Origin of the sequence: Delftia sp. K82 (assembly GCF_002193035.1) — a bacterium.
In the GTDB taxonomy this organism is placed as follows: Bacteria; Pseudomonadota; Gammaproteobacteria; order Burkholderiales; family Burkholderiaceae_C; genus Comamonas; species Comamonas acidovorans.
Map to the genome: position 1 here is coordinate 2,638,385 of NZ_MYFL01000001.1, position 20,849 is coordinate 2,659,233.

The 20,849-nt window shown below is 68.1% G+C and carries 18 protein-coding genes; 6 read left to right on the top strand and 12 right to left on the bottom strand.

The annotated features are described in order from the left end of the window. Positions 1-62: 62 nt before the first annotated feature. Complete coding sequence (tolB, locus tag KDK82_RS11660; protein ID WP_013802697.1) at positions 63-1,382, bottom strand: Tol-Pal system beta propeller repeat protein TolB; 1,320 nt, start codon at positions 1,380-1,382, stop codon at positions 63-65. Between the two features lie 189 nt (positions 1,383-1,571). Between tolB and msbA the strand changes: the two genes are divergently transcribed. After that, a complete protein-coding gene (gene msbA, locus KDK82_RS11665) occupies positions 1,572-3,389 on the top strand; it encodes a lipid A export permease/ATP-binding protein MsbA (protein WP_088164965.1) in 1,818 nt (605 codons plus the stop codon). Between the two features lie 45 nt (positions 3,390-3,434). Here the strand turns inward: msbA and KDK82_RS11670 are convergent, their stop codons facing one another. The 6 genes from KDK82_RS11670 to mltG form a co-directional block, all read right to left on the bottom strand. Then, complete coding sequence (locus tag KDK82_RS11670) at positions 3,435-4,160, bottom strand: ankyrin repeat domain-containing protein (RefSeq protein WP_071955534.1); 726 nt, start codon at positions 4,158-4,160, stop codon at positions 3,435-3,437. Beyond that, positions 4,151-4,963 carry a TatD family hydrolase gene (locus KDK82_RS11675; protein WP_088164966.1) on the bottom strand — a complete coding sequence of 271 codons (813 nt, stop codon included), beginning with the start codon at positions 4,961-4,963 and terminating at the stop codon, positions 4,151-4,153. Before KDK82_RS11675 ends, KDK82_RS11670 begins: the two co-directional genes overlap by 10 nt. Before the next feature lie 83 nt (positions 4,964-5,046). Continuing rightward, on the bottom strand, positions 5,047-5,406 hold the full coding sequence (locus KDK82_RS11680; protein WP_012205228.1) for a PilZ domain-containing protein: 360 nt from the start codon (positions 5,404-5,406) through the stop codon (positions 5,047-5,049). A gap of 137 nt (positions 5,407-5,543) precedes the next feature. Further along, positions 5,544-6,593: a hypothetical protein gene (locus tag KDK82_RS11685; RefSeq protein WP_088164967.1), complete on the bottom strand. Its 1,050-nt coding sequence runs from the start codon at positions 6,591-6,593 to the stop codon at positions 5,544-5,546. Then, on the bottom strand, positions 6,590-7,276 hold the full coding sequence (gene tmk, locus KDK82_RS11690; protein WP_088164968.1) for a dTMP kinase: 687 nt from the start codon (positions 7,274-7,276) through the stop codon (positions 6,590-6,592). The genes KDK82_RS11685 and tmk overlap by 4 nt, the downstream gene beginning before the upstream one ends. A gap of 57 nt (positions 7,277-7,333) precedes the next feature. Beyond that, positions 7,334-8,347, bottom strand: a complete 1,014-nt coding sequence (gene mltG / locus KDK82_RS11695) for an endolytic transglycosylase MltG (protein WP_080736847.1) — start codon at positions 8,345-8,347, stop codon at positions 7,334-7,336. Positions 8,348-8,393: 46 nt separating this feature from the next. Between mltG and KDK82_RS11700 the strand changes: the two genes are divergently transcribed. Then, complete coding sequence (locus KDK82_RS11700) at positions 8,394-9,341, top strand: folate-binding protein YgfZ (protein WP_088164969.1); 948 nt, start codon at positions 8,394-8,396, stop codon at positions 9,339-9,341. Between the two features lie 35 nt (positions 9,342-9,376). Here KDK82_RS11700 and KDK82_RS11705 read toward each other — a convergent pair whose 3' ends face one another. Together KDK82_RS11705 and KDK82_RS11710 are read right to left on the bottom strand one after the other, a co-directional pair. Next, positions 9,377-10,240: a YbgC/FadM family acyl-CoA thioesterase gene (locus KDK82_RS11705; protein ID WP_088164970.1), complete on the bottom strand. Its 864-nt coding sequence runs from the start codon at positions 10,238-10,240 to the stop codon at positions 9,377-9,379. Between the two features lie 61 nt (positions 10,241-10,301). Beyond that, the gene (locus tag KDK82_RS11710; RefSeq protein WP_088164971.1) at positions 10,302-11,306 is read right to left on the bottom strand and encodes an alpha/beta hydrolase; all 1,005 of its coding nucleotides are present in this window, start codon (positions 11,304-11,306) and stop codon (positions 10,302-10,304) included. 291 nt (positions 11,307-11,597) lie between these two features. Between KDK82_RS11710 and KDK82_RS11715 the strand changes: the two genes are divergently transcribed. Further along, on the top strand, positions 11,598-12,734 hold the full coding sequence (locus tag KDK82_RS11715) for an iron-containing alcohol dehydrogenase (RefSeq protein ID WP_012205221.1): 1,137 nt from the start codon (positions 11,598-11,600) through the stop codon (positions 12,732-12,734). A gap of 7 nt (positions 12,735-12,741) precedes the next feature. Here KDK82_RS11715 and KDK82_RS11720 read toward each other — a convergent pair whose 3' ends face one another. The 3 genes from KDK82_RS11720 to KDK82_RS11730 all read right to left on the bottom strand — a co-directional run bounded on the left by KDK82_RS11720 (position 12,742) and on the right by KDK82_RS11730 (position 17,280). Next, a complete protein-coding gene (locus KDK82_RS11720; protein WP_088164972.1) occupies positions 12,742-15,357 on the bottom strand; it encodes an AI-2E family transporter in 2,616 nt (871 codons plus the stop codon). Between the two features lie 144 nt (positions 15,358-15,501). Beyond that, positions 15,502-16,425 carry a sensor histidine kinase gene (locus tag KDK82_RS11725; RefSeq protein WP_256974457.1) on the bottom strand — a complete coding sequence of 308 codons (924 nt, stop codon included), beginning with the start codon at positions 16,423-16,425 and terminating at the stop codon, positions 15,502-15,504. 75 nt (positions 16,426-16,500) lie between these two features. Beyond that, positions 16,501-17,280: a response regulator transcription factor gene (locus KDK82_RS11730; RefSeq protein WP_012205218.1), complete on the bottom strand. Its 780-nt coding sequence runs from the start codon at positions 17,278-17,280 to the stop codon at positions 16,501-16,503. Between the two features lie 657 nt (positions 17,281-17,937). On the opposite strand from KDK82_RS11730, the gene KDK82_RS11735 reads away from it, so the two are divergent. From KDK82_RS11735 to KDK82_RS11745, 3 genes are all read left to right on the top strand, one after another. Next, positions 17,938-18,423: a hypothetical protein gene (locus tag KDK82_RS11735; protein ID WP_012205217.1), complete on the top strand. Its 486-nt coding sequence runs from the start codon at positions 17,938-17,940 to the stop codon at positions 18,421-18,423. A gap of 98 nt (positions 18,424-18,521) precedes the next feature. Then, positions 18,522-18,944 (top strand): hypothetical protein, encoded by a 423-nt coding sequence (locus tag KDK82_RS11740; RefSeq protein WP_012205216.1) that lies wholly within the window; start codon positions 18,522-18,524, stop codon positions 18,942-18,944. Positions 18,945-19,184: 240 nt separating this feature from the next. Further along, on the top strand, positions 19,185-20,822 hold the full coding sequence (locus KDK82_RS11745) for a DUF4384 domain-containing protein (RefSeq protein ID WP_043820886.1): 1,638 nt from the start codon (positions 19,185-19,187) through the stop codon (positions 20,820-20,822). The last annotated feature ends 27 nt before the right edge of the window (positions 20,823-20,849 follow it).

A 20,849-nucleotide genomic window follows, 5' to 3' on the forward strand; every position in this document is an offset into this window, starting at 1 on the left:
GTCCGGGTGGACTTCGTGCTGAGTTGACTGGTTGACTGAAAAGAAATCGAGGAAGCCGGATATCACTGGCGCTGGAACGGACCCCAGTCGGGCTCGCGGATGTCACCGCCCTGCCCTGCCAGCCGCGCCTTGATCTTGCCGTCGAGCGTGGTGGTCATCAGGGATTCGCGGCCCTGCTGCAGGGTGGCGTAGACGATCAGGCGGCTGTTCGGGGCGAAGCTGGGGCTTTCGTCGGCCGTGGTGTCGGTGATGGCATTCACTGTGCCGGTGCCCAGGTCCATGACGTGGAGCTTGAAGCCGCCGCCCACGCGCGAGACGTAGGCAAGCCACTTTCCATCGGGGCTGACGCTGGGCGAGATGTTGTAGTTGCCGGTGAAGGTGACGCGTTCCGCACTGCCGCCGGAGGCCGGCACCTTGTAGATCTGCGGAGCACCGCCACGGTCGCTGACGAAGTAGATGGAGCGGCCATCGCTGGAGAAGTTCGGCTCGGTGTCGATGCCGCTGCTTTGCATCAGTCGGCGCGGCTCGCCGCCCTGGGCGCTGATCAGGTACAGCTGCGAGCCGCCATCGCGGCTGAGCGTGACGGCCAGGGAGTTGCCGTCAGGCGACCAGGCCGGTGCGCTGTTGGAGCCCCGGAAGTTGGCAACCAGGCGGCGGCGGCCACTGGCCACATCGTGTACATAGACCACGGGCTTGCGCGACTCGAAGGACACGTAGGCCAGCTGCGTGCCGGTGGGCGACCAAGCAGGCGAGATGATGGGTTCCGGGCTGGACAGGGCCGACTGGGCGTTCTCGCCATCGGCATCAGCCACCCACAGGCGGTAGTTGCTGCCCGCCTTGGTCACGTAGGCGATGCGCGTGGAGAACACGCCCTTCTCGCCCGTGAGTTTTTCGTAGATGTAGTCGGAGATGCGGTGGGCCACCAGGCGCAGGTCGCCGGTGGTGACGGCAAAGCCCTGGCCGCCCAGGTCCTGGCCCTTGACCACGTCCCAAAGGCGAAAGCGCACGTCGTAGCGGCCATCGGCCAGGCGCGTGATGCTGCCCACGGCCAGCGAGTCAGCGCTCTTTTGGCGCCACATGGCAACATCGGGGCGCGAGGTTTCGTCCAGCTGGACGCCGGCCGTGTCCACGGCGCGGAATTGACCGCTGCGCTCCAGGTCAGCCTGGATGATGGCCGAGATCTTCTGGGGCGCCTGCCCTTCTCCCTTGAATGCTGCAATGGCGATGGGCAACTGGGTCAGGCCCACGCCCGTCACTTCGACGCGGAACTGGGCCAGCGCGGGAATTGCGGGGGTTGAAGCGAGAGCGGCCAGCAGGGTTCGGCGCGAAGTGCGCGGCACGGCCGCCAGGGAGGAGGGAGAAAGGAGTCGGTCAATAGTCATTGGCATTCATCAATATCTACGGGAAGACCCCGGTACTTGCACAGGTGCGAATGTTACACACACTGGATGCGTCTCGATGTAAGAACGTGCACTGTAGGGTCTGTCGGCCCAGGCTTTCTCGATCCCCGCCAGCCGCATCAGTTCCCCATGAGGCAGCCCCAGGCAAGCCCGCCGTAAAATCCGCGCTTCATGCAAGCACCATCCTCACCGCCGCCGGCCCCTGCGCCGTCCGCCGCACCGGCGGCCCTTGATCTCGCCAGCACCCTGACCCTGTCGCAGCGCCTCAAGCGCCTGTCACCCTACTTTGGTGGCCAGCGCCTGGCCTGGACGCTGGCCGTGGCTGCCACGCTGGTGGGCGCGGTCACCGAGCCATTGATCCCTGCCCTGCTGCAGCCGCTGCTGGACAGCGGCTTCACCGACGGCACGCTGCCACTGTGGTCGGTGCCGCTGGCCATCATCGGCGTGTTCCTGGTGCGGGGCCTGTCGCAGTTCGTGGGCCAGTACGCGCTGGCGCGCATTGCCAACGAGGGCATGCTGGCGCTGCGCAAGCGCCTGTTCGAGCGGCTGCTGGCGGCCGATATGGCGCTGTTCTCGCGCCAATCGGCCTCATCGCTGTCCAACACCGTGGTCTATGAGGTGCAGACCGGCTCCACGCTGCTGGTGCAGGCCATGCTGGGCATATCGCGCGACGGGTTCACGCTGGTGGCGCTGCTGGGCTACCTGCTGTATCTGAACTGGCAGCTGACGCTGGTGGTGGCGGCCGTGGTGCCGGGCGTGGCCTGGATCATGAAGACGCTGTCGCGCCGCCTGTACCGCATCACCAAGATCAGCCAGGAGGCCACCGATTCCCTGGCCTATGTGGTGGAAGAGAACGTTCTGGCCCACCGCATGGTGCGCCTGCATGGCGCGCAACAGGGCCAGCAAAAGCGCTTTGGCGGCCTGAGCGGGCAGTTGCGCAAGCTGGCCATCAAGGCCACCATCGCCTCGGCGGCCATGACGCCGCTGACCCAGTTGCTGGCCGCCGCCGCCCTGTCGGCCGTGATCTGCATTGCGCTGTGGCAAAGCCGGGGCACGGGCGCTGCTGCGGCCAATGTGCAGGACGTGACGGTGGGCAGCTTTGCGGCCTTCATCACGGCCATGCTGATGCTGATTGCCCCTATCCGACGCCTGGCCGATGTGGCCAACCCCATCACGCGTGGCGTGGCGGCGCTGGAGCGGGGCCTGCATCTGCTGGAGGGCTCGGGCGACGAGACCGGCGGCACGCAGGTGCCCGGCAAGGCGCGTGGCGAGATCGAGTTGCGCGACGTGTCCGTGCAGTTTGGCGAGGACAAGGCACCCGCACTGAGCCATGTGGACCTGCGCGTGCGCCCGGGCGAGGTGGTGGCCCTGGTCGGCCCCTCCGGTGCGGGCAAGACCACGCTGGTGAACCTGCTGCCACGATTTTTGCAGCCCACGGGCGGCCAGTTGCTGCTGGACGGAACGCCCCTGCCCGAATGGGATCTGGCCGCGCTGCGCCAGCAGTTCGCCATGGTCAGCCAGGATGTGGTGATGTTCAACGACACCATTGCCGCCAACGTGGCGCTGGGCGGGGTGGAAGACGAGGCCCAGCTGTGGGCCGCGCTGGATGCCGCCAATCTGGGCACCCACGTGCGCGGCCTGTCCAACGGCCTGCAGACGGTGGTGGGCCACAACGCCAGCCAGTTGTCGGGGGGCCAGCGCCAGCGGCTGGCGATTGCGCGGGCGCTGTACAAGGATGCGCCGGTCCTGATCCTGGACGAGGCCACCTCGGCCCTGGACAACGAATCCGAGCGCCTGGTGCAGGAGGCGCTGACGCGGCTGATGCAGGGCCGCACGACCCTGGTCATCGCCCACCGGCTCTCGACCATCGAGCATGCCGACCGCGTGGTGGTGATGGAGCGCGGCCGCATTGCCGAGCAGGGTACGCATGCCGAGCTGCTGGCGCGGGACGGCCTGTACGCCCGATTGAGCAGGAATCACACAACCTGAGGTGGACAGCGGCGGCACCGGCAGTGCCACTCGCCTGGCTTTCTGCTACCAGCTTCCGCGCGAAGGCTGGGTCTTGCGCTCGGCCTTGATGGCCTTGGTGAGTTTGTCGACCATGTACTGGCGGTCCACCTGCCGGGCAAAGTCGGCGGCGGTGAAGCCGCGCTGGTTGCGCAGGACGACGTCGGCGCCCTCCTTGATCAGCAGGTCCACCACGGCTTCGCTGCTGTATTGGGCGGCCAGCATCAGCGGGGTGGTGCCGTTAGGCGAGTCGGCGTCGATGTAGGCGCTGTTGTCCAGCAGCAGCTTGACGATGTCCAGCGTCTTGGGCAGGTCGGCCGAGGTGGCGTAGTGCAGCGGCGTCCAGCCGGGGCGGTTGACATCGGCGCCCCGGCGTATGAGTTCCTTTGCCAGGTCCAGGTGGCCCTTGATGCAGGCCATCATCAGCGGCGTTTCGCCCTGCTGGGAGGCTTCGTTGACCTTGATGCCCGGGGATTTGAGCAGCACGTCGAAGACACCCAGCGAGCCCTGGTGCAGGGCCGCTACCAGGCCCGGGCGGCCGCGCGTGTCGCGGGTGTTGGGGTCGAAGCCGCGAAAGATCAGGTTGACCATGGCGCGCTCGTTGTCGCTGATGATGGCGCGCACGTAGTCGTCGTACTGGCTGGCATGCGCCAGCCCGCCGCTGGCTGCGGCCAGGGCCACCACGGCCTGGCCGGCCCGGGCCAGCCAGCGGCGACGGTCCACACGGCCGACGGCCACAGCATTCAGTCGCATGCGACAACCCCCTTGAACAGCTGGTCGAAGTTGGCACTGGTCAGGGCCGCCACGTCCTCCACGGCCATGCCGCGCACCTGCGCAATCTGCTGTGCCACGTAAGGCACGTAGGACGGATTGTTGGTCTTGCCGCGATAGGGAACGGGCGCCAGGTAGGGGCTGTCGGTCTCGATCAGCAGGCGGTCGGCCGGCACGAAGGCGGCCACGTCGCGCAGGTGCTGGGCGTTCTTGAAAGTGACGATGCCCGACATGGAGATGTAGTAGCCCAGGTCCAGCGCCGCACGCGCGACCTCCATGGTCTCGGTGAAGCAGTGAAAGACACCGCCAGCCTGGCCTGCCGAGCCGTCCTCGCCTTCTTCGCGCAGGATGGCCAGCGTGTCATCAGAGGCGCTGCGCGTGTGGATGACCAGGGGCTTGTGTGTCTGGCGTGCCGCGCGGATGTGCACGCGAAAGCGCTCGCGCTGCCACTCCAGGTCGGCAATGGTGCGCCCGCCCTTGCGGTCTTCCATGCCGTAGTAGTCCAGTCCCGTTTCGCCGATGGCCACCACGCGCGCCAGTGCGGCGCGCTCGACCAGGTCGGCCACGCTGGGCTCGGTCATGTGTTCCGTATCGGGGTGCACGCCCACCGTGGCCCAGAAATTGTCGTGGTCCAGCGCCAGCTGGTGCACATCGCCGAATTCCTCCATCGTGGTGCAGATGCACAGCGCACGCGTGACGCGCGCGGCCGCCATGGCCTCGCGGATCTCGGGCAGGCGGCTTTGCAGCTCGGGGAAATTCAGATGGCAGTGGGAATCGGTAAACATGGAATCTCGTGGTTCAGAAACAGGCATGCCGACCGGAGAGCATTTCCTCCGTGTCGGCATGCGGGCAGAGGCAGGTGCAGGACTCAGACCGTCTGCGTGGCCTTGTCCGATGCCAGGGCCGAGCCCAGGATGTTCTCGATCTTGGCCTTGAGCTCGGCGGACTTCTCGTCCTTGGGGAACTGTATGCCTATGCCCTGCGTGCGGTTGCCCGAGGCGCGCGCGGGCGTGATCCATGCCACGCGGCCGGCCACGGGATAGCGCTGCGGCTCGTCGGGCAGGGTCAGCAGCACGTAGACATCATCGCCAAGACGGTACTCACGCTGCGTGGGCACGAAAACGCCCCCTTCGGCGAACATGGGAATGTAGGCGGCGTACAGCGCTGCCTTTTCCTTGATCGCCAGTTGCATCACGCTGGGACGGGGTGTGGTGGGTGCGGTGCTCATGGGTGGTTTGCAGACATTGGTTCGGTGAGCGGCCGGCGCGATCGGCACCGGGCCCAGGGCAGTAGGTTAACAGGACGGGCTTTCATGTGGCGAAAAGCACCCAGCCGCGTTGCCGCACTGCCGCCACGCCCCGCGCCTCATCCCCGGCGCTGGCGGGCAGGCTGGCCGGACATGAGCACGCGCCGGGCCTCGGCGGCCAGGGCCTCGGTCATGAGCCCGGCGTTGAAGGGGTGGTCCGCCGTGCGCGCGGCCTGGGCCAGGGCGCGTGACCATTCGGCCAGCAGGCCCATGTCCAGCGGCCGCGAAGGCAGGTCGGCCGGCGTGAAGTAGCGCGGCGCGGCGCCTGCGGCCAGGGCCATCAGGTCGTGGCAGATCTTCTGCAAGGCCTCCACGGCATGGGGCGGAGCATAGGCGGCCAGGGCCGCCACATCGCCCTTGGCCAGCGCGCGCGGCAACTGGGACCAAGCGGCCATGTCCTTGCCGCCACCGCTGTGCGCCAATGCCAGCGCGTCGCCGGGCCGCCCGCCTGCGGCGCGCAGCGCCACGGCGGCCGCTTCCGGGGCCACGCCCTGCCCCTGCAGCCAGTCCAGGGCCTCTTGCTGATCGGGCCAGGCCATGGTGTGGGTCAGGCAACGGCTGCGGATGGTGGGCAGCAGCTGGTGGGCCGCCTCGCTGGCCAGCACGAAGCGGGCATCGCCCGGCGGCTCCTCCAGCGTCTTGAGCAGCGCATTGGCCGTGATGGCGTTCATCTGCTCGGCCGGGTAGACCAGCACGGCCTTGCCGCGCCCGCGCGCACTGGTGCGCTGGCAGAACTCCACGGCGTCGCGCATGGCCTCGACACGGATTTCCTTGCTGGGCTTGCGTTTCTTGTCGTCGATATCGGCCTGGGCCTTTTCGGGCAGCGGCCAGCCCAGCGCCATCATCTGCACCTCGGGCATGAGCACGCACAGATCGGCATGGGCGCGCACGTCGATGGCGTGGCAGCTGCCGCAGTGGCCGCAGGCCCCATGGGGCGACGGCGATTCGCACAGCCAGGCGCGCACCAGCGACAGCGACAGCGCGTACTGGCCCAGGCCGGAAGGCCCCTGCAGCAGCCAGGCGTGGCCGCGCTGGGCCAGCAGGCGCGTGCGTTGCCCGGCGATCCAGGCGGTGTCGGTCTCGGCCGGTTGTGGCAGGGCCTCGCTCATGCCGCACCTGCCTGTCCGCCGACCATGATGGCCAGCCAGCCCCGGCGCACCATGACCTGGGTGATCTGCTGCCAGACCGCATGCCGGCTGGCGTTGGAGTCGATGCGCGCAAAGCGCTGGGGCGCGGCGGCAGCGCGCGCCGCATAGCCCTGGGCCACGCGTGCGAAAAAGCTGCCGGGCTCGGACTCGAAGCGGTCCGGGACACGGGCCGAGGCCAGGCGCTCGGCGGCCACCTCGGCGGGCAGGTCGAACCAGAGCGTCAGGTGGGGCTCGCGCAGCAGATCGGGCTGGGGGGCGGTGCCCGTCTGCACCATGCGCTCCAGCGTGGCCAGCGGCTGCAGGTCGAAGCCCCGGCCCGCACCCTGGTAGGCAAAGGTGGCGTCGGTGAAGCGGTCGCAGAGCACGACTTCGCCGCGCGCAAGCGCGGGCTCGATCACCTGCACCAGGTGGTCGCGTCGCGCGGCAAAGGCGATCAGGGCCTCGGTCAGCGCGTCCATGGCGTCGTGCAGCATCAGCGCGCGCAGCTTTTCGGCCAGCGGCGTGCCGCCGGGCTCGCGGGTGAGCGTCACCGTGCGGCCCTGGTCACGGAAAGCCTGGGCCAGCGACGCGATGTGCGAGGACTTGCCGGCGCCATCGATGCCTTCGAAGCTGATGAACAGGCCGGCGGGATTTGCAGTGGTCATATGGGAAGAGAGGATACGCAAGCGCTGCGCAAAGCGCAGCAGCCCTGGGGGAATATCTCAGGGCTTTTGCCCAGGGCTTTGCTGGCCGCGCTGGTAGCGGTTCACGGCGCGGTTGTGCTCGTCCAGCGAGGCACTGAAATGGCTGGTGCCGTCGCCACGCGCCACAAAGTACAGCGCCTTGGTCTGTCCGGGCTGCACGGCGGCCATGAGGGCGGCCTTGCCGGGCATGGCGATGGGCGTGGGCGGCAGGCCCGCGCGGGTATAGGTGTTCCAGGGAGTATCGGTCTGCAGGTCGCGGCGGCGCAGGTTGCCGTCGAATTTCTCGCCCAGGCCGTAGATCACGGTGGGATCGGTCTGCAGCAGCATGCCGATGCGCAGGCGGTTGCTGAAGACACCGGCAATCTGTGCGCGGTCGGCCGCGCGGCCGGTCTCCTTCTCGACGATGCTGGCCAGGATCAGCGCTTCGTCGGGCGTCTTGAGCGGCGTGTCGGCCGAGCGCAGCGCCCAGACATCGGCCAGGCGCCGGTCCATGGCGTGCAGGGCGCGGCGCAGCACGGCCAGGTCGGAGCTGCCCTTGGCATAGGTATAGGTATCTGGGAAGAAGCGGCCCTCGGGCGCCACGCCCGCGCGGCCCAGGGCCTGCATGAGGGCAGCGTCGTCCATGCCTGCGCTTTCCTGGCGCAGGAATTCCTCGCGGGCCAGGGCCGCGCGCACCTGGCGCCAGTTCCAGCCTTCCACCAGGGTCAGGGCCTTGAGCGATTCCTCGCCGCGCGCGAGTTTTTGCAGCAGCACATAGGGAGTCAGGCCCGTGGTCAGCTCATAGTTGCCGGCCTTGATCTGCCGGTCCTGCCCCGAGACGCGGAACCAGGCGTACAGCAGCCGCGCATCGGTCTGCACGCCGGCCTTGACCACTTCGCGGGCCACGCCACGCGGCGTGGTGCCGGGCTCGACCTCCAGCTCCAGCGTGGGCTGGGCCAGCGGCAGCGGCTGGTTCAGCCACCACCAGCCGGCACCGGCCAGCACAGCGGCCAGCACCAGCAACATCATCAAAGCGCGAAAGATAAAGCGCACAACCTCGGTCCAAGCAAGCAATAGAGCGGCTGATCATAATTCAGCCATGACCCAGCCTTTACTGAACGGCATTGCTTCCGTTTCCCATCTCGGCGTGATACGCGCCCTCGGCGAAGACGCCGCCCAGTTCCTGCATGGACAGCTGACCAACGACTTCGCGCTGCTGGATCTGCAGCATGCGCGTCTGGCGGCGTTCTGCACGGCCAAGGGGCGCATGCTGGCCAGCTTCATCGGCTTCAAGCGCAGCAAGGACGAGATCCTGCTGCTGTGCGACCGCAGCCTGCTGGCACCCACGCTCAAGCGCCTGTCCATGTTCGTGCTGCGCGCCAAGTGCAAGCTCAGCGACGCCACGGCCGAATTCACGCTGCACGGGCTGGCTGGCGATGCCGCCGCGCAGGCCCTGGGCCCGGCAGCCGTGCCCTGGACCAAGACCGATGACGGCGACGCCAGCCTGATCGCCCTGTACCCGGCCGCTGGCCAGCCGCGCGCCCTGCGCGTGGCGCCCGTGGGCGCGCCCCTGCCCGAAGGCCCTGCACTCAGCGAGGCCGACTGGCTCTGGAGCGAAGTCGCCAGCGGCATTGCCACGCTGTCGGCGCCTGTGGTGGATGCCTTTGTGCCGCAGATGCTCAACTACGAATCGGTGGAAGGCGTGAATTTCAAGAAGGGCTGCTACCCAGGCCAGGAAGTGGTGGCCCGCAGCCAGTTCCGGGGCACGCTCAAGCGCCGCGCCTACCTGGCCCATGCACAGCAGCCGCTGGCCACCGGCATGGAGGTCTTCACGCCCGAGGACCTGGAGCAGGCCACCGGCACCGTGGTCCAGGCCGCCCCGGTGCCCGGCGGGGGCTGGGACGCCATCGTCTCCATGCAGACCAGCTCGGCCGACCAGCCCCTGCTGGCCCACGCCGCCCTGGGCGAAGGCCAGCGCGCCGATGCCGCACAGGCCGTGGCGCTGCAGCTCAAGCCCCTGCCCTACACGTTGCGCGAGGACATTTGAGATTTGAACCTTGCACCGCCTGAGCTGCCTGCAGCTCAGGCGGTGAGCACTTTCCTCATGGTGATGTGGGGGATGCCGGCCTCTTCATAGGGCTCGCCTTCCGGCTTGAAGCCCGCGCGCAGGTAGAACGACTCGGCATGGCGCTGCGCATGCAGCACGACTTCGCGGTCGCCGCGCTGGCGCGAGGCTTCGACCAGGCTGTCCAGCACGATGCGGCCCCAGCGGCCGCCGCGCACGCTGCGGTCCACGGCCATGCGGCCGATCCTGCCCGCGCCGGGGCTGTCGCTGACCAGGCGGCCGGTGGCGATCGGCTGGCCCAGGCCGTTGTAGACCACGGCGTGGCGGGCCACGGGGTCGAACTCGTCGATCTCGATCTCGCGCGGCACGCCCTGCTCGTGCACGAACACGGCCAGGCGCAGGCGCTCGGCGTCGCGGCCCAGGTCGTTCCAGCTGCCCGATGCCACGCGCACCACGCTCTGGCCGGCCTCATAGGCCGTGAGCACGTCGCGCAGCTGCTGCGGCACGGGCAGCGGCTGGCGCGTGGTGGCATCGGCGAACACATAGACCAGCTCCACGGTATTGAGCAGTTCCATGCCCCGGAAGATGCCGGCCTCGAACAGCAGCGAGGTATTGCCCTGCCTGGCACAGCGTATGCCCACATGCAGCACGTCGCCCAGCGTGGCCGATGCGTGGTAGGTGGTGGTGGCCTTCTTGACGAACAGCTCGCCGCCCAGGGCCGCGAAGGACGATTCATAGGGCATGCCCAGCTGGCGCCAGTAGTCGGTGACGGCCACGTCGGCGTACATCAGGTAGTGGGCGTTGAAGACGATCTTCTGGGCGTCCACTTCGGACCAGCGCACTTCGATGCGTTGCAGCGTGCGGAAATCTTGGCGTTGCATGGGGGTGTTTCTCTCCTGTTGTCTTGGGGTGTCTTGGTGTGTTTTTGGTGCGTCTTGGCCTTCAGGCCGCGAAGGCGTCGCTCAAGGCGCGCGCCATGTCGGCATGTGCACGGCGCGCTTCGGCAATGGCACGGCCCATCTTGACGAATTCATGGGTCACGCCCCGGTAGATCTCCAGGTCCACGGGCACGCCCGACATGCGCAGCTTGTCGGCGTATTCCACGCCCTCATCCACCAGCGGGTCGCATTCGGCCAGGCCTATCCAGGCCGGGGCCACGCCGTCCACATCGGGGGCCAGCAGCGGGGCAAAGCGCCAGTCCTCGCGGTCGGCGGGGCTGTTGAGGTACTGGGCGAAGAACCAGGTGATGGCCGGCTCGTCGATCACCAGCCCGTGCGCGAAGCGGCGGTGCGAGTCGGTGTCCTGGTTCGCCGTCGTGCCCGGGTAGATCAGCAGTTGCAGGGCCAGCTTGAGGCCGGTGTCGCGCGCATGGATGGCGCAGGCCGCGGCCAGCGTGCCGCCTGCGCTGTCGCCGCCCACGGCCAGGCGCGCAGGGTCGGCGCCCAGCGAGGCCGCCTGCGCGGCCAGCCACTGCAGCGCGTCCCAGGCGTCGTTGTGGGCCGTGGGGAATTTGTGCTCTGGCGCGCGCCGATAGTCCAGCGAGACCACCATGGCGCCCGACAGATGGGCCAGCTGGCGGCACAGCACGTCGTGCGTGGCCACGCTGCCCACGGTGAAGCCGCCGCCGTGCAGGTACAGCAGCACGGGCAAGCCCGTGGCCGGCGCCTGGCTGCGCTCCACGGGCGCATAGAGCCGAGCGGGCAGCAAGGCGCCATCGTGCGCGGGAATCTGCAGATCCTCCACACGCGGCAGAGCCGGCTTGGGAATTTCTAGCACGCCGGCCCCCGCCTCGTAGGCGGCACGTGCGCCCTCGGCGCCCAGCTGGTGCAGGGGCGTGCGCGCGGCGCGCTCCATGCGGCGCAGCACATCGCGCATCTGGTGGGTCAGGGACGCCGGCAGCGGCGTGGCATAGGAGGAGGATTCAGTCTGGGGCACGTTCAGGAGCACGTTCAGGGACAGGTTCGGTAGCGACTATCTGGCAAGGCAATTCGGTGCGGCCGGCAAGGTGCGGCCGGCGAGGTGCAGCCGGCAAGGTGCGGCGCAGCAGGCATTGTGCCGCGAGCACAAGGCCCTGGCAGCCATGCGATGGCAGCGCATGCCCGCGCTGTCGCCCCCGTGACCGCCGCAGCGCCCTCTCAGGGTTTGCTTTGTTTGCAGTGCAGCACGCGCGGTCTAGATTCGGCACACTCCCCCTGATCCCCACCATGGGCCGCAACGGCCCGCAACGAGTCACCGACCATGGCCTTCATCAACTACGTCACCCAGATCCAGTTTGACTTCGGCGCCGTGCGCCTGTTGCGCCAGGAGTGCGAGCGCGTGGGTATCACGCGGCCGCTGATCGTCACCGACCAGGGCGTCAAGGCCGCTGGCGTGCTGCAAAAGGCGCTGGATGCGCTGGGCGGCATGCCGCATGCAGTGTTCGACCAGACGCCCTCCAACCCCACCGAGGCCGCCGTGCGCGCGGCCGCTGCGATCTACCAGGAGCAGCGCTGCGACGGCCTGATCGCCGTGGGCGGCGGCAGCGCCATCGACTGCGCCAAGGGCGTGGCGATTGCAGCCACGCACGAAGGGCCGCTGTCGCACTACGCCACCATCGAGGGAGGCTCGCCGCGCATCAGCGAGCGCGTGGCCCCGCTGATCGCCGTGCCCACCACCAGCGGCACGGGCAGCGAGGTGGCGCGCGGCGCCATCATCATCGTGGACGACCACCGCAAGCTGGGCTTTCACAGCTGGCACCTGGTGCCCCGTGCCGCCATCTGCGACCCGGAACTGACCTACGGCCTGCCCGCCATGCTGACGGCCGCCACGGGCATGGACGCCATCGCCCATTGCATGGAGACCTTCATGGCAGCGGCCTTCAACCCGCCTGCCGACGGCATTGCGCTCGATGGCCTCACGCGCGGCTGGGCCCACATCGAGCGCGCCACGCGCAACGGCCAGGACGCCGAGGCGCGCCGCCAGCTGATGAGCGCCAGCATGCAGGGCGCCATGGCCTTCCAGAAGGGTCTGGGCTGCGTGCACAGCCTCAGCCACAGCCTGGGCGGCGTGAACCCGCGCCTGCACCATGGCACGCTGAACGCCATGTTCCTGCCCGCCGTGGTGCGCTTCAATGCCGAGGCCGAGAGCGTGCGTGCCGAACAGCGCCTGCAGCGCATGGCCCACGCCATGGGCCTGGACTCGGGCAGCGACATTCCCGAAGCCATACGCGACATGAACGCCCGCCTGGGCCTGCCCACGGGCCTGGCGGCCATGGGTGTGGAGCGCGCGCAGTTCGCGGCCGTGATCGGCGGCGCGCTCAAGGACCATTGCCACGGCACGAACCCGCGCCTGGCCAGCGCCGACGACTACGAGCAGATGCTGGCCACCTCGCTGTAAGCGGGACTCAGCCGCCAGCACTCGGTTGGGGTGTTGTCGATGGTGACGACGATGGTGGCTGGGGTGTCGTTTGGGATGTCAATTGCGCCGAAGTTTGTGCAGGAGTCTGCACCGGAGCCGGTGCAGCGCCAGCTTCCATCATCCGGCGCACCTCCACGTTCTGCATCAACTGCTCGGCCATGACGCCCAGCAGTTCCAGATCGGCCGCCGAGACCTCGCGCGGCGCGTCGTCCATGATGCAAAAGCTGCCCAGCACCGTGCCGTGGCGGTTCTTGAGCGGCACGCCCGCGTAAAAGCGCAGCCGCATCGCCTGCAACGCGGGGTTGCCGGCAAATCGGGGGTCGCGCGCGGCGTCATGCACCACCAGGGCGTCACCGCCATGGACCACGTAGGAGCAGATGGACTGCGCACGCGGCATGCCGGCGGAAGCCGGGTCGCCCTGGTCCGCCACCAGCAGGCTGCCGGGCGTGTGCACGCGGTCGGCATCGACCCATGAGACCTGGGCCCATTTCACATCGAAGGCATTGGCGGCCTGCTGGGCTGCCTCGTGGTACAGCGGCGGCAGGCCGGGCCCGAGCACGCCGCTGTCGTGCAGTTGGCGCACGCGCTGCTCATCGTCATCGGGAATGGGCGCGGCCAGGCCCTGGCCTGCCGCGTCAGGCAGGCGCAAGGCGTCCACCCACAACTGCAGCTCGCGCAGGCCGGACACGCAGGCGGCGGCGCCGCAGCGGCGCGCGAACTCGGGGTCGGACACCACGGCCGGCGCATTCCACAGCGCCAGCACCACGCGCAGGTGCGGCCAATGGCGGCGCACGCGGCGCATCAGTTGGCGCACCACGGTCTGGGGCTGGGTGCTGAAGACGGACAGCACCAGCAGTTGCGCCTCGGCCAGGGCCTGCGCTCCTGCGTGGCCTTGCGGCAGGCCGCCCTGCCCCGGTCCCAGCTGGCGCCATTGCGGGTCGGCGGCCAGGGCCCAGTCCGAGCAGCTGACCACGTGGCCGCGCAGCGCCTCGCTGTGCGCCACCATGGCGGCGGCCAGGGCATCGACCTCCCAGCGCGCGCCCACGCAATGGATGCGCAGGGCGCGCGTGGCCAGGGCCGCGGCGGGCGCCGGATGGCTTTCGCGCAGTTCCTCGATCAGGGCATCCATGCCGCTGGACAGGCGCAGCCGGTGTTCGGCCGTGGCCGATTCCAGGTGCTGCTGCGTGGCCAGGCGCAGTGCGGGGATGGCCACCTCGTCATAGAAACCGGCCACTGCGGCCGAGCGTTCGTCCGCCGAGGCGCGCGCCGGCAGCCTTGCGTCCACCAGTTCATGCGCCAGCGTGACCGCGTCTTCCACGTCGTCGGCCAGCAGGCGCTGGTACAGGCGCTGGGCCGGCCCCAGCACGGGCGAGCTGCCCAGCAGCACTTCCATGAATTGCAGCGCCGGGATGTAGCGCCCCAGCACCAGCAGGCAGACCGTCAGCGGGGTGGACAGGATCAGCCCTATCGGCCCCCACAGCGCCGTCCAGAAGGTGGCCGACACGATGATGGACAGCGTGGACAGGCCCGTGCTGCTGCCATACAGCCAGGGCTCGATGAGGTTGTTGCTGATCAGCTCCAGCGCCATGATCAGGCCCAGCGTCATCAGCAGCATCTGCCAGCCCGGGTCCACGGCAAAGGCCAGCGCCAGCGGGAAGGCGGCCGAGATCATGGCCCCCACATAGGGCACGAAACGCATGATGGCCGCCAGCACGCCCCAGAGAATGGCGCCCGGCACGCCAATGAACCACAGCCCCGCCGCCATGGGCAGTCCGTAGGTGATGTTGACGACGAACTGCATGCGCAGGTACTTGCCTATGCGCTGAGAGGCCTCATCCAGCGCGTCGGTGGCCACGTGCAGGTTGCCGCCCATCAGGCGCAGCAACCGGTCGCGCAGGTCATCGCGGTCCAGCAGGATGAGGATCACGAACAGCAGCACGATGCCGGCCATGGTCACGGGCTCGGCCACGCGGCCCAGCCACTGCAGCATGCGCGCCGTGGGCTTTTGCTCGGGCGACTGGATCTCCACCTTCTGCACGCGGGGCGTGGTGGCGCCGCGCGATATCTCGCGCTCCACGGTGTCATAGGTGCGCAGCGCGCCGTCCCAGGCACTGGGCATGTTGGCGTTCCTGCGCAGGCTGCGCAGCTTGTCGCGGATGGTGTTCTGGTAGGTCGGCAGATCGGCGCTGAGCTGCTGCACCTGGCTGCCCAGATAGGTACCCATTCCCGCCAGCGTCGCCAGCGCCATGACCACCACCAGCAGCGTGGCCGCCATGCGCGGCATGCCCCAGCGCTTGAGCCGGGAGACGGCCGGATCCAGCAAAAAACCGAACAACAGCGCCAGGGCCAGCGGAATCAACAGCCCTTGGCCGAAATACAGGCCGGCGATGACGATGCTGGCCACCAGCAGCCCGGTGAGCAGGCGCAGCGCAGGCACCATGTCGGCCAGCTGTGCCAGGCCCGGCAGGGCCGAACGCACGCTGCGCGCGAAATCTGCATGGGTAGCGGAATTCGCGGCTGCATTGGCAGCATTGGCACCTTCGGTGGCTGCAGGAAGGGCCTGCCGTGAAGGCGACGGCGCAGGGTCGTAATGTGGGTTCATGGAAACGGGATGTCAGGCTTGGATGCAGGTATGGATACTGCCTCACATCCGCATATCGGGGGATTGCACAGCGCGCCGCAGGCCTGCCCTGTCAGCGGGCACCGCAATTGCCGGAACGCCGTTGCCGCCGGCGCATCGACCCGATCACCAGCGCACACGTACCACAGTACCCCCACCGGCCCGCGGCAGGATGTCCAGCACAGCCCCGATGGCATGGGCGCGGCGATGCATGCCTGCCAGGCCCATGCCCTGCAGGCCAGGCGGGATGGCACCCTGCGCAGGGCCAGGGCCAGGGCCAGGGTCGGACGGCAGGCCGCAGCCGTCATCTTCCACGCGCAGTTCCCAGTGCAATGCACGCCGGGCATCGCGGCCAGGGCTTGCAGCATCTGCACGATCTACCGGCTCCAGCACCAGCCACAGCGTGGTGGCGCGCGCATGCTGCAGCGCATTGCTCACGGCCTCCTGGGCGATGGCCAGCAACTGCTGGGACGGCTGGCCACGCGGCAAGTCTGGCAGATCTTGCAAGACTGGCAAGTCCGGCACCCCGCGCAGCCCGGCGGCGGCATGCGGATCGGCCACGCTCCAGCAGATGCGCATGCCGCGCCGGTCCAGCACGGGTTGCAGCCGGTGGCGCAGGCGCGCCAGCCGCACGGGCAAGGCGTCTTCCATGGCGTCCATGGCATCCACCATGAGCCGCAGGTCCAGCAAGGCCTGCTCCAGCAGTTCCTGCGCCTGGCGCTGGCGGGTCTCGCGCGGGTCCAGCAAGGCCATGGCATGCACCAGCAGCCCGCCCACGCCGTCGTGCAGGTCGGCGGCAATGCGCCGGCGCTCGGCCTGCACTTCGCGTGAGGGCCGGGGACTGCGCCGGCGTCGCCACAGCAGCAGCCTGTGCAGTCGCCAGGCGCCCATGGCGCACAGCAGCGCCGTGGATACCAGCAGGGCCAGGCTGGCCAGGCTCAGCCACGGCGGGGCCTGGGCGCCCGCCTGCCAGAGCCAGGCGCACAGGCCCAGCATCTGCAGCAGGCCCAGGGCCAGGCAGATGGCCAGCGTGCGAAGAGAATCTTTCATGGCCAAGCCGTGCCAGGCGCGGCCGCCATGGCCCGGGCGGCGGCAGGCCGCTGCGGGCAGGACGCCGCCCCAGGATCAGAACAGGCCGCGCAGCGATGCAAAGCGCACCGCCTGGGCGCGTGTGCGCACCTGCAGCTTGCGGTAGATGTTCTTGATGTGCGTGTTGACCGTCATGGCGCTGATCATCAGGCGCGAGCCGATCTCGGCGCTGGTGTAGCCGCTGGCCACCATGCGCAGCACCTCGCGCTCGCGTGTGGACAGGCGGTCTGCCTCGTCGGGCGTGCGGCGCTTGGGCTCGGCGCCCTGGGTCTTGTCGAAGCGCTGCAGCAACCTGCGCGCCAGGCTGGGGGTGACGGATGCGCCGCCATTGGCCACCTGCAGCACGGCCTGCGGATAGTTGCCGAACCAGGAGTTCTTGACGAGGTAGCCCGTGGCGCCCAGTTCGAAGGCGCGCAGCACCTGTTCGTCGTTTTCCATCACGGAGATGATGACGGCCTCGGCCGTGGGCCGCACGGTCTTCATCATGTCCAGCAGCTCGAAGCCCTCGCCGTCACCCAGGTTCAGGTCCACCAGCATCACGTCGAATTCATGCTGGCGGATGGCCTTGCGCCCGTCGCGCACGCTGCCGGCCTGGGCCACGACCAGGGTGCGCGGGTCGTTCATGATTTCCTGCGCAATGACCATGCGGATATGGGCATCGTCGTCCACCAGCAGCACCCGCACGGGCTTGTCGGGCTGGCCCGCCAGGTAGTCGGGCCACATGGCAGAGCTCAGACCTGTGCCCAGCATGCCCTGGGCGCGAGGGGACTCGGCGATCAGGGGACGGGCATCGGCGGGAACGTCGGATGGATTCATGCTGCTCTCCTCAAATGTCACGCCATGTATATGACGCAACCGATCACAGACTTGCCTTTCCACATTAAGAGAAATCGCAACCGATATCCACAATCTTTGACGAAGTTTGTGAAAGATTGCGTAGATTACAAATTAACACTTTTGTGTGAGGAATCGACTACGGAGTTTCCTGAGCGCCGGCCCGGCAGATCTTGCGGATCCAGACACCGCGCACCACGCCTTCAATCTCGCCCTGTGACAAGGGCCGATCCTGCCTTTGTTGCCGCCGCCGGCCTCTGGTGCGTGCACTTCGATACACCAGGTTGCCCAAAAGCCCCCGCACCCGCCGAGACGGCGACCCCAAGCAAAGCTGCAACCGTAAATTTTCTGTCGTTACACCTTGAAACTACCCAGATCCATTCATTGCGCACGGCTGCCGCTTTAACGCGATGCAGCCTGCCTGCAAACGGCCTGGGTGGGTAAGTACCCGGCAAGTGGATCAGCGCTCATGGCTACCCCGGACAAGAGATGGAATGGACGGATCTCCCCGAGCACATTGGAGTCCAGACAACGAGCAGGGGTCCAGGGAGACAAAGCCGGAAACCTCCGCAAAGTGTCTGCAAAACGGGTGCTTACACACCTCTTCCTGATAGTCCGATTCTTCATCAAGGAGCCATCATGAAATCGCTTGCAATTCTTTCCCTGAGCTTGATCGCAACAGCTGCCATGGCAGGCCCCATGGGTGGTGGCGGCGGTGGCGGCAGCGGCGGCGGCAGCAGCAGCTCCCAGATCGAAATCAATGGCCCCAGCGTTCAGGTCACCCTGCTGAACAGGAGCGGCGTGCTGAACGTGGCAACGGGTGGTGGCAAGGCCTCCCAGAACCTGGCCAGCAATGCAGGCAACGTGACCATCGATCGCAGTGGCAGCTCGCTGCAAGTCGTCGCAGCCACCGGCAGCGGCATCCTGAACAAGGCCGATGGCTATAGCGCAGTGGCCGTCAACAACCTGGCCTCCAACTATGGCGAAGTGGACGTGAAGAGCACTTCGATCCAGGTGGTGGCTGCCAAGAACTCCGGCATCATCAACTACGCCGGCAACGGTTCCATGGCAGTGCAGAACATCTCCAGCAACAACGGCTGCGTGACCTGCTACAACAACCACTGAGCCTGGCTGCCGGACGAAGGAAACTGCCGGGCGGCCCCAGGCCACCCGGCGGCACCTTCCCGGCGAAGACCCAGCTCACCGCACCAGGAGAGCCCACCATGCACACCGCCGCCCATCTCTGTTCGGCTGCCCTATTGGCCTGGCTCGCCCTCGGAGCGAACCCCCTTCATGCAGCGGCCCCCGGCGAAGACCCGGTGGTGCTGAACAAGCCCGTCGACTACCTCAGGCTGCCCACGGCCAAGCAGCCGACATCGTCGGGGCTGGACACCGTCACCGACATCCCCATCAATGTCAAGGCCAAGATCGCGCGCTACGAAGCCATGTCCATGACCAATGCGCCCGGTATCTCCACCGAGGCGAACGTGGTGACCACGACCACGACGAGCAGCACGGGCATGCAGCGCACCTGCACCCAGGACCTGGCCAGCAACACCAACGCCAGCGCATTCAACCGCTATGGGCCCCAGACCAAGGACCAGATCGTGGTCCTCAAGGGCGACCTGGTCAACGTCTGCCGCTAGCGCGACACAGGGCGGCCAGCCTTCGGGCCGCCCACCATTTATCGATCCCCCCATTTCCGGCGCCGACGCCCGTGCGCGCCTGTGCCCTGGCTCGCCGTTTTCCAGCAGAGGTCCATCATGCGCAACCGCCTTCCATCGCCAGGACTTCCCCGCCCCGATGCCGCGCTGCAGCCGGCACTCGGCGGCCATGCGGACGACCGTGGGACTTTCCGCCAGCGATGGTCCGGCAGACAGGGTTGCATGCGGGCCATTGCCTGCGCCGTCTCTGCCTCCATCGTGCTGCTGTCGGGCTGCGCGCCGCTGGATGCACGCAAGGACGCCAAGTACCTGGACAAGGTCTATGCGGCCGACCGCCCCGTGGTGCGGCCGGTGCGCTCGATATCGAGCTTTTCCGACTCGCTGATGTGCATGGACAGGATGTTCCGCAACAGCCACATGCCCACGGTGCTGATCACCAGCAAGCAGCTGCCCGACTACTCGGGCCGCGTGGCCGTGGCCGCCAAGGAGATGGTGGTCACCGCCCTGTCCCAGATGTCGCGCGTCAGCAGTGCCTTCCGCTACGTGGACTATGAGGTGGACATCGCCCGCCAGGATACGGTGCAGAACCTCACCACCATCTTGCTCAACAACAACCAGATTCAGCTGCAGCGCCCTGCCCTGTATGTGTCGGGCGCCGTGTCCTTCATGGACCAGAACGTGCTGCGCAACAACGTGGACATAGGCACCAGCGCCTCGCGCCTGGAAACCGGCTACAGCGCCAACCGCAGCGGCGCCGTGCTGGGCATGGAGCTGCACCTGGGCGACTTCCGCACGCGCACCATCATCCCGGGCCTGGATTCGGCCAACGAGGTCGTCATCGGCAACGGCAGCCAGGGGCTGGACCTGTCCGGCCGCATCGGCACCTACGGCGTGCAGTTCAGCGTGGGCCGCGACTATGCCCAGGGCTCGGGCCCGGCCGTGCGCACCCTGGTCGAGCTGGGCATGATCGAGCTGCTGGGCAAATGGTCGCGCCTGCCCTACTGGCAGTGCCTGACGCTGGACCAGACCCATCCCGACTTCCAGCGCCAGCTGCGCGACTGGTACGAGGAAGGCGAAGCCGGCATCCACCAGGAACTGGTGCGCCAGTCGCTGATCAGCAAGGGCTATCTGCCGCCGGACGCCCCGGCCTTCACCGCAGGCAACCCGCAGTGGCGCGAGGCCATAGGGCGCTTCCAGGCCGACAGCGGCATGGTGGTCAACGGCGTGGTGGACTTCAACACCTACGAGCGCGCACTGCGCGACTTCGTGGCCGTGGGCGCCGATGGGCACATCACGCGCATTGGCTGGAACACCAAGAGCGCAGCGCCGGTCACCACCGCCTCCGAGAACGTGGCCGTGGGCACGGGCGACTACCGCTACGGCGCCCCCGCGCCCGACCGCAAGCTGGACCTGTGGGTGGAGAACATCACGCCCACCCGCACCTCCTTCGAGACGGGTGAACAGCTCTTCCTGTCCACCACCGTGTCGCGTGCCTCCTACCTGTCGTGCTTCATGGCGGGCGCCGATGGCGAGGTCACCCGGCTGGTGCCCAACGACGTGAACCGCTCGGGCTGGATCACTGCCGCCCAGTCCGTGCGCCTGCCCGACTGGATGAGCCCCAACCCCGGCTATGTGATCAACGCCGGCCCTCCCGGCAAGGAAGGCGTGGCCTGCTTCGCCACCGAGCAGAACATGACCGACAAGCTGCCCACGCTGCTGCAGGGCAAGGCCTTCATCGCCATCCCGGGCATGCGCTCCCTGGAGGATGTCAACCAGTACATGGCCAGCTCGCTGGGCGCAGACGGGTACACCGGCTCGGCCCGCTTCTGGCAGGTGGTGCCGGCCCAGGCCAAGCGCTGATGCACGGTGCGGACCACAAGCCAACCA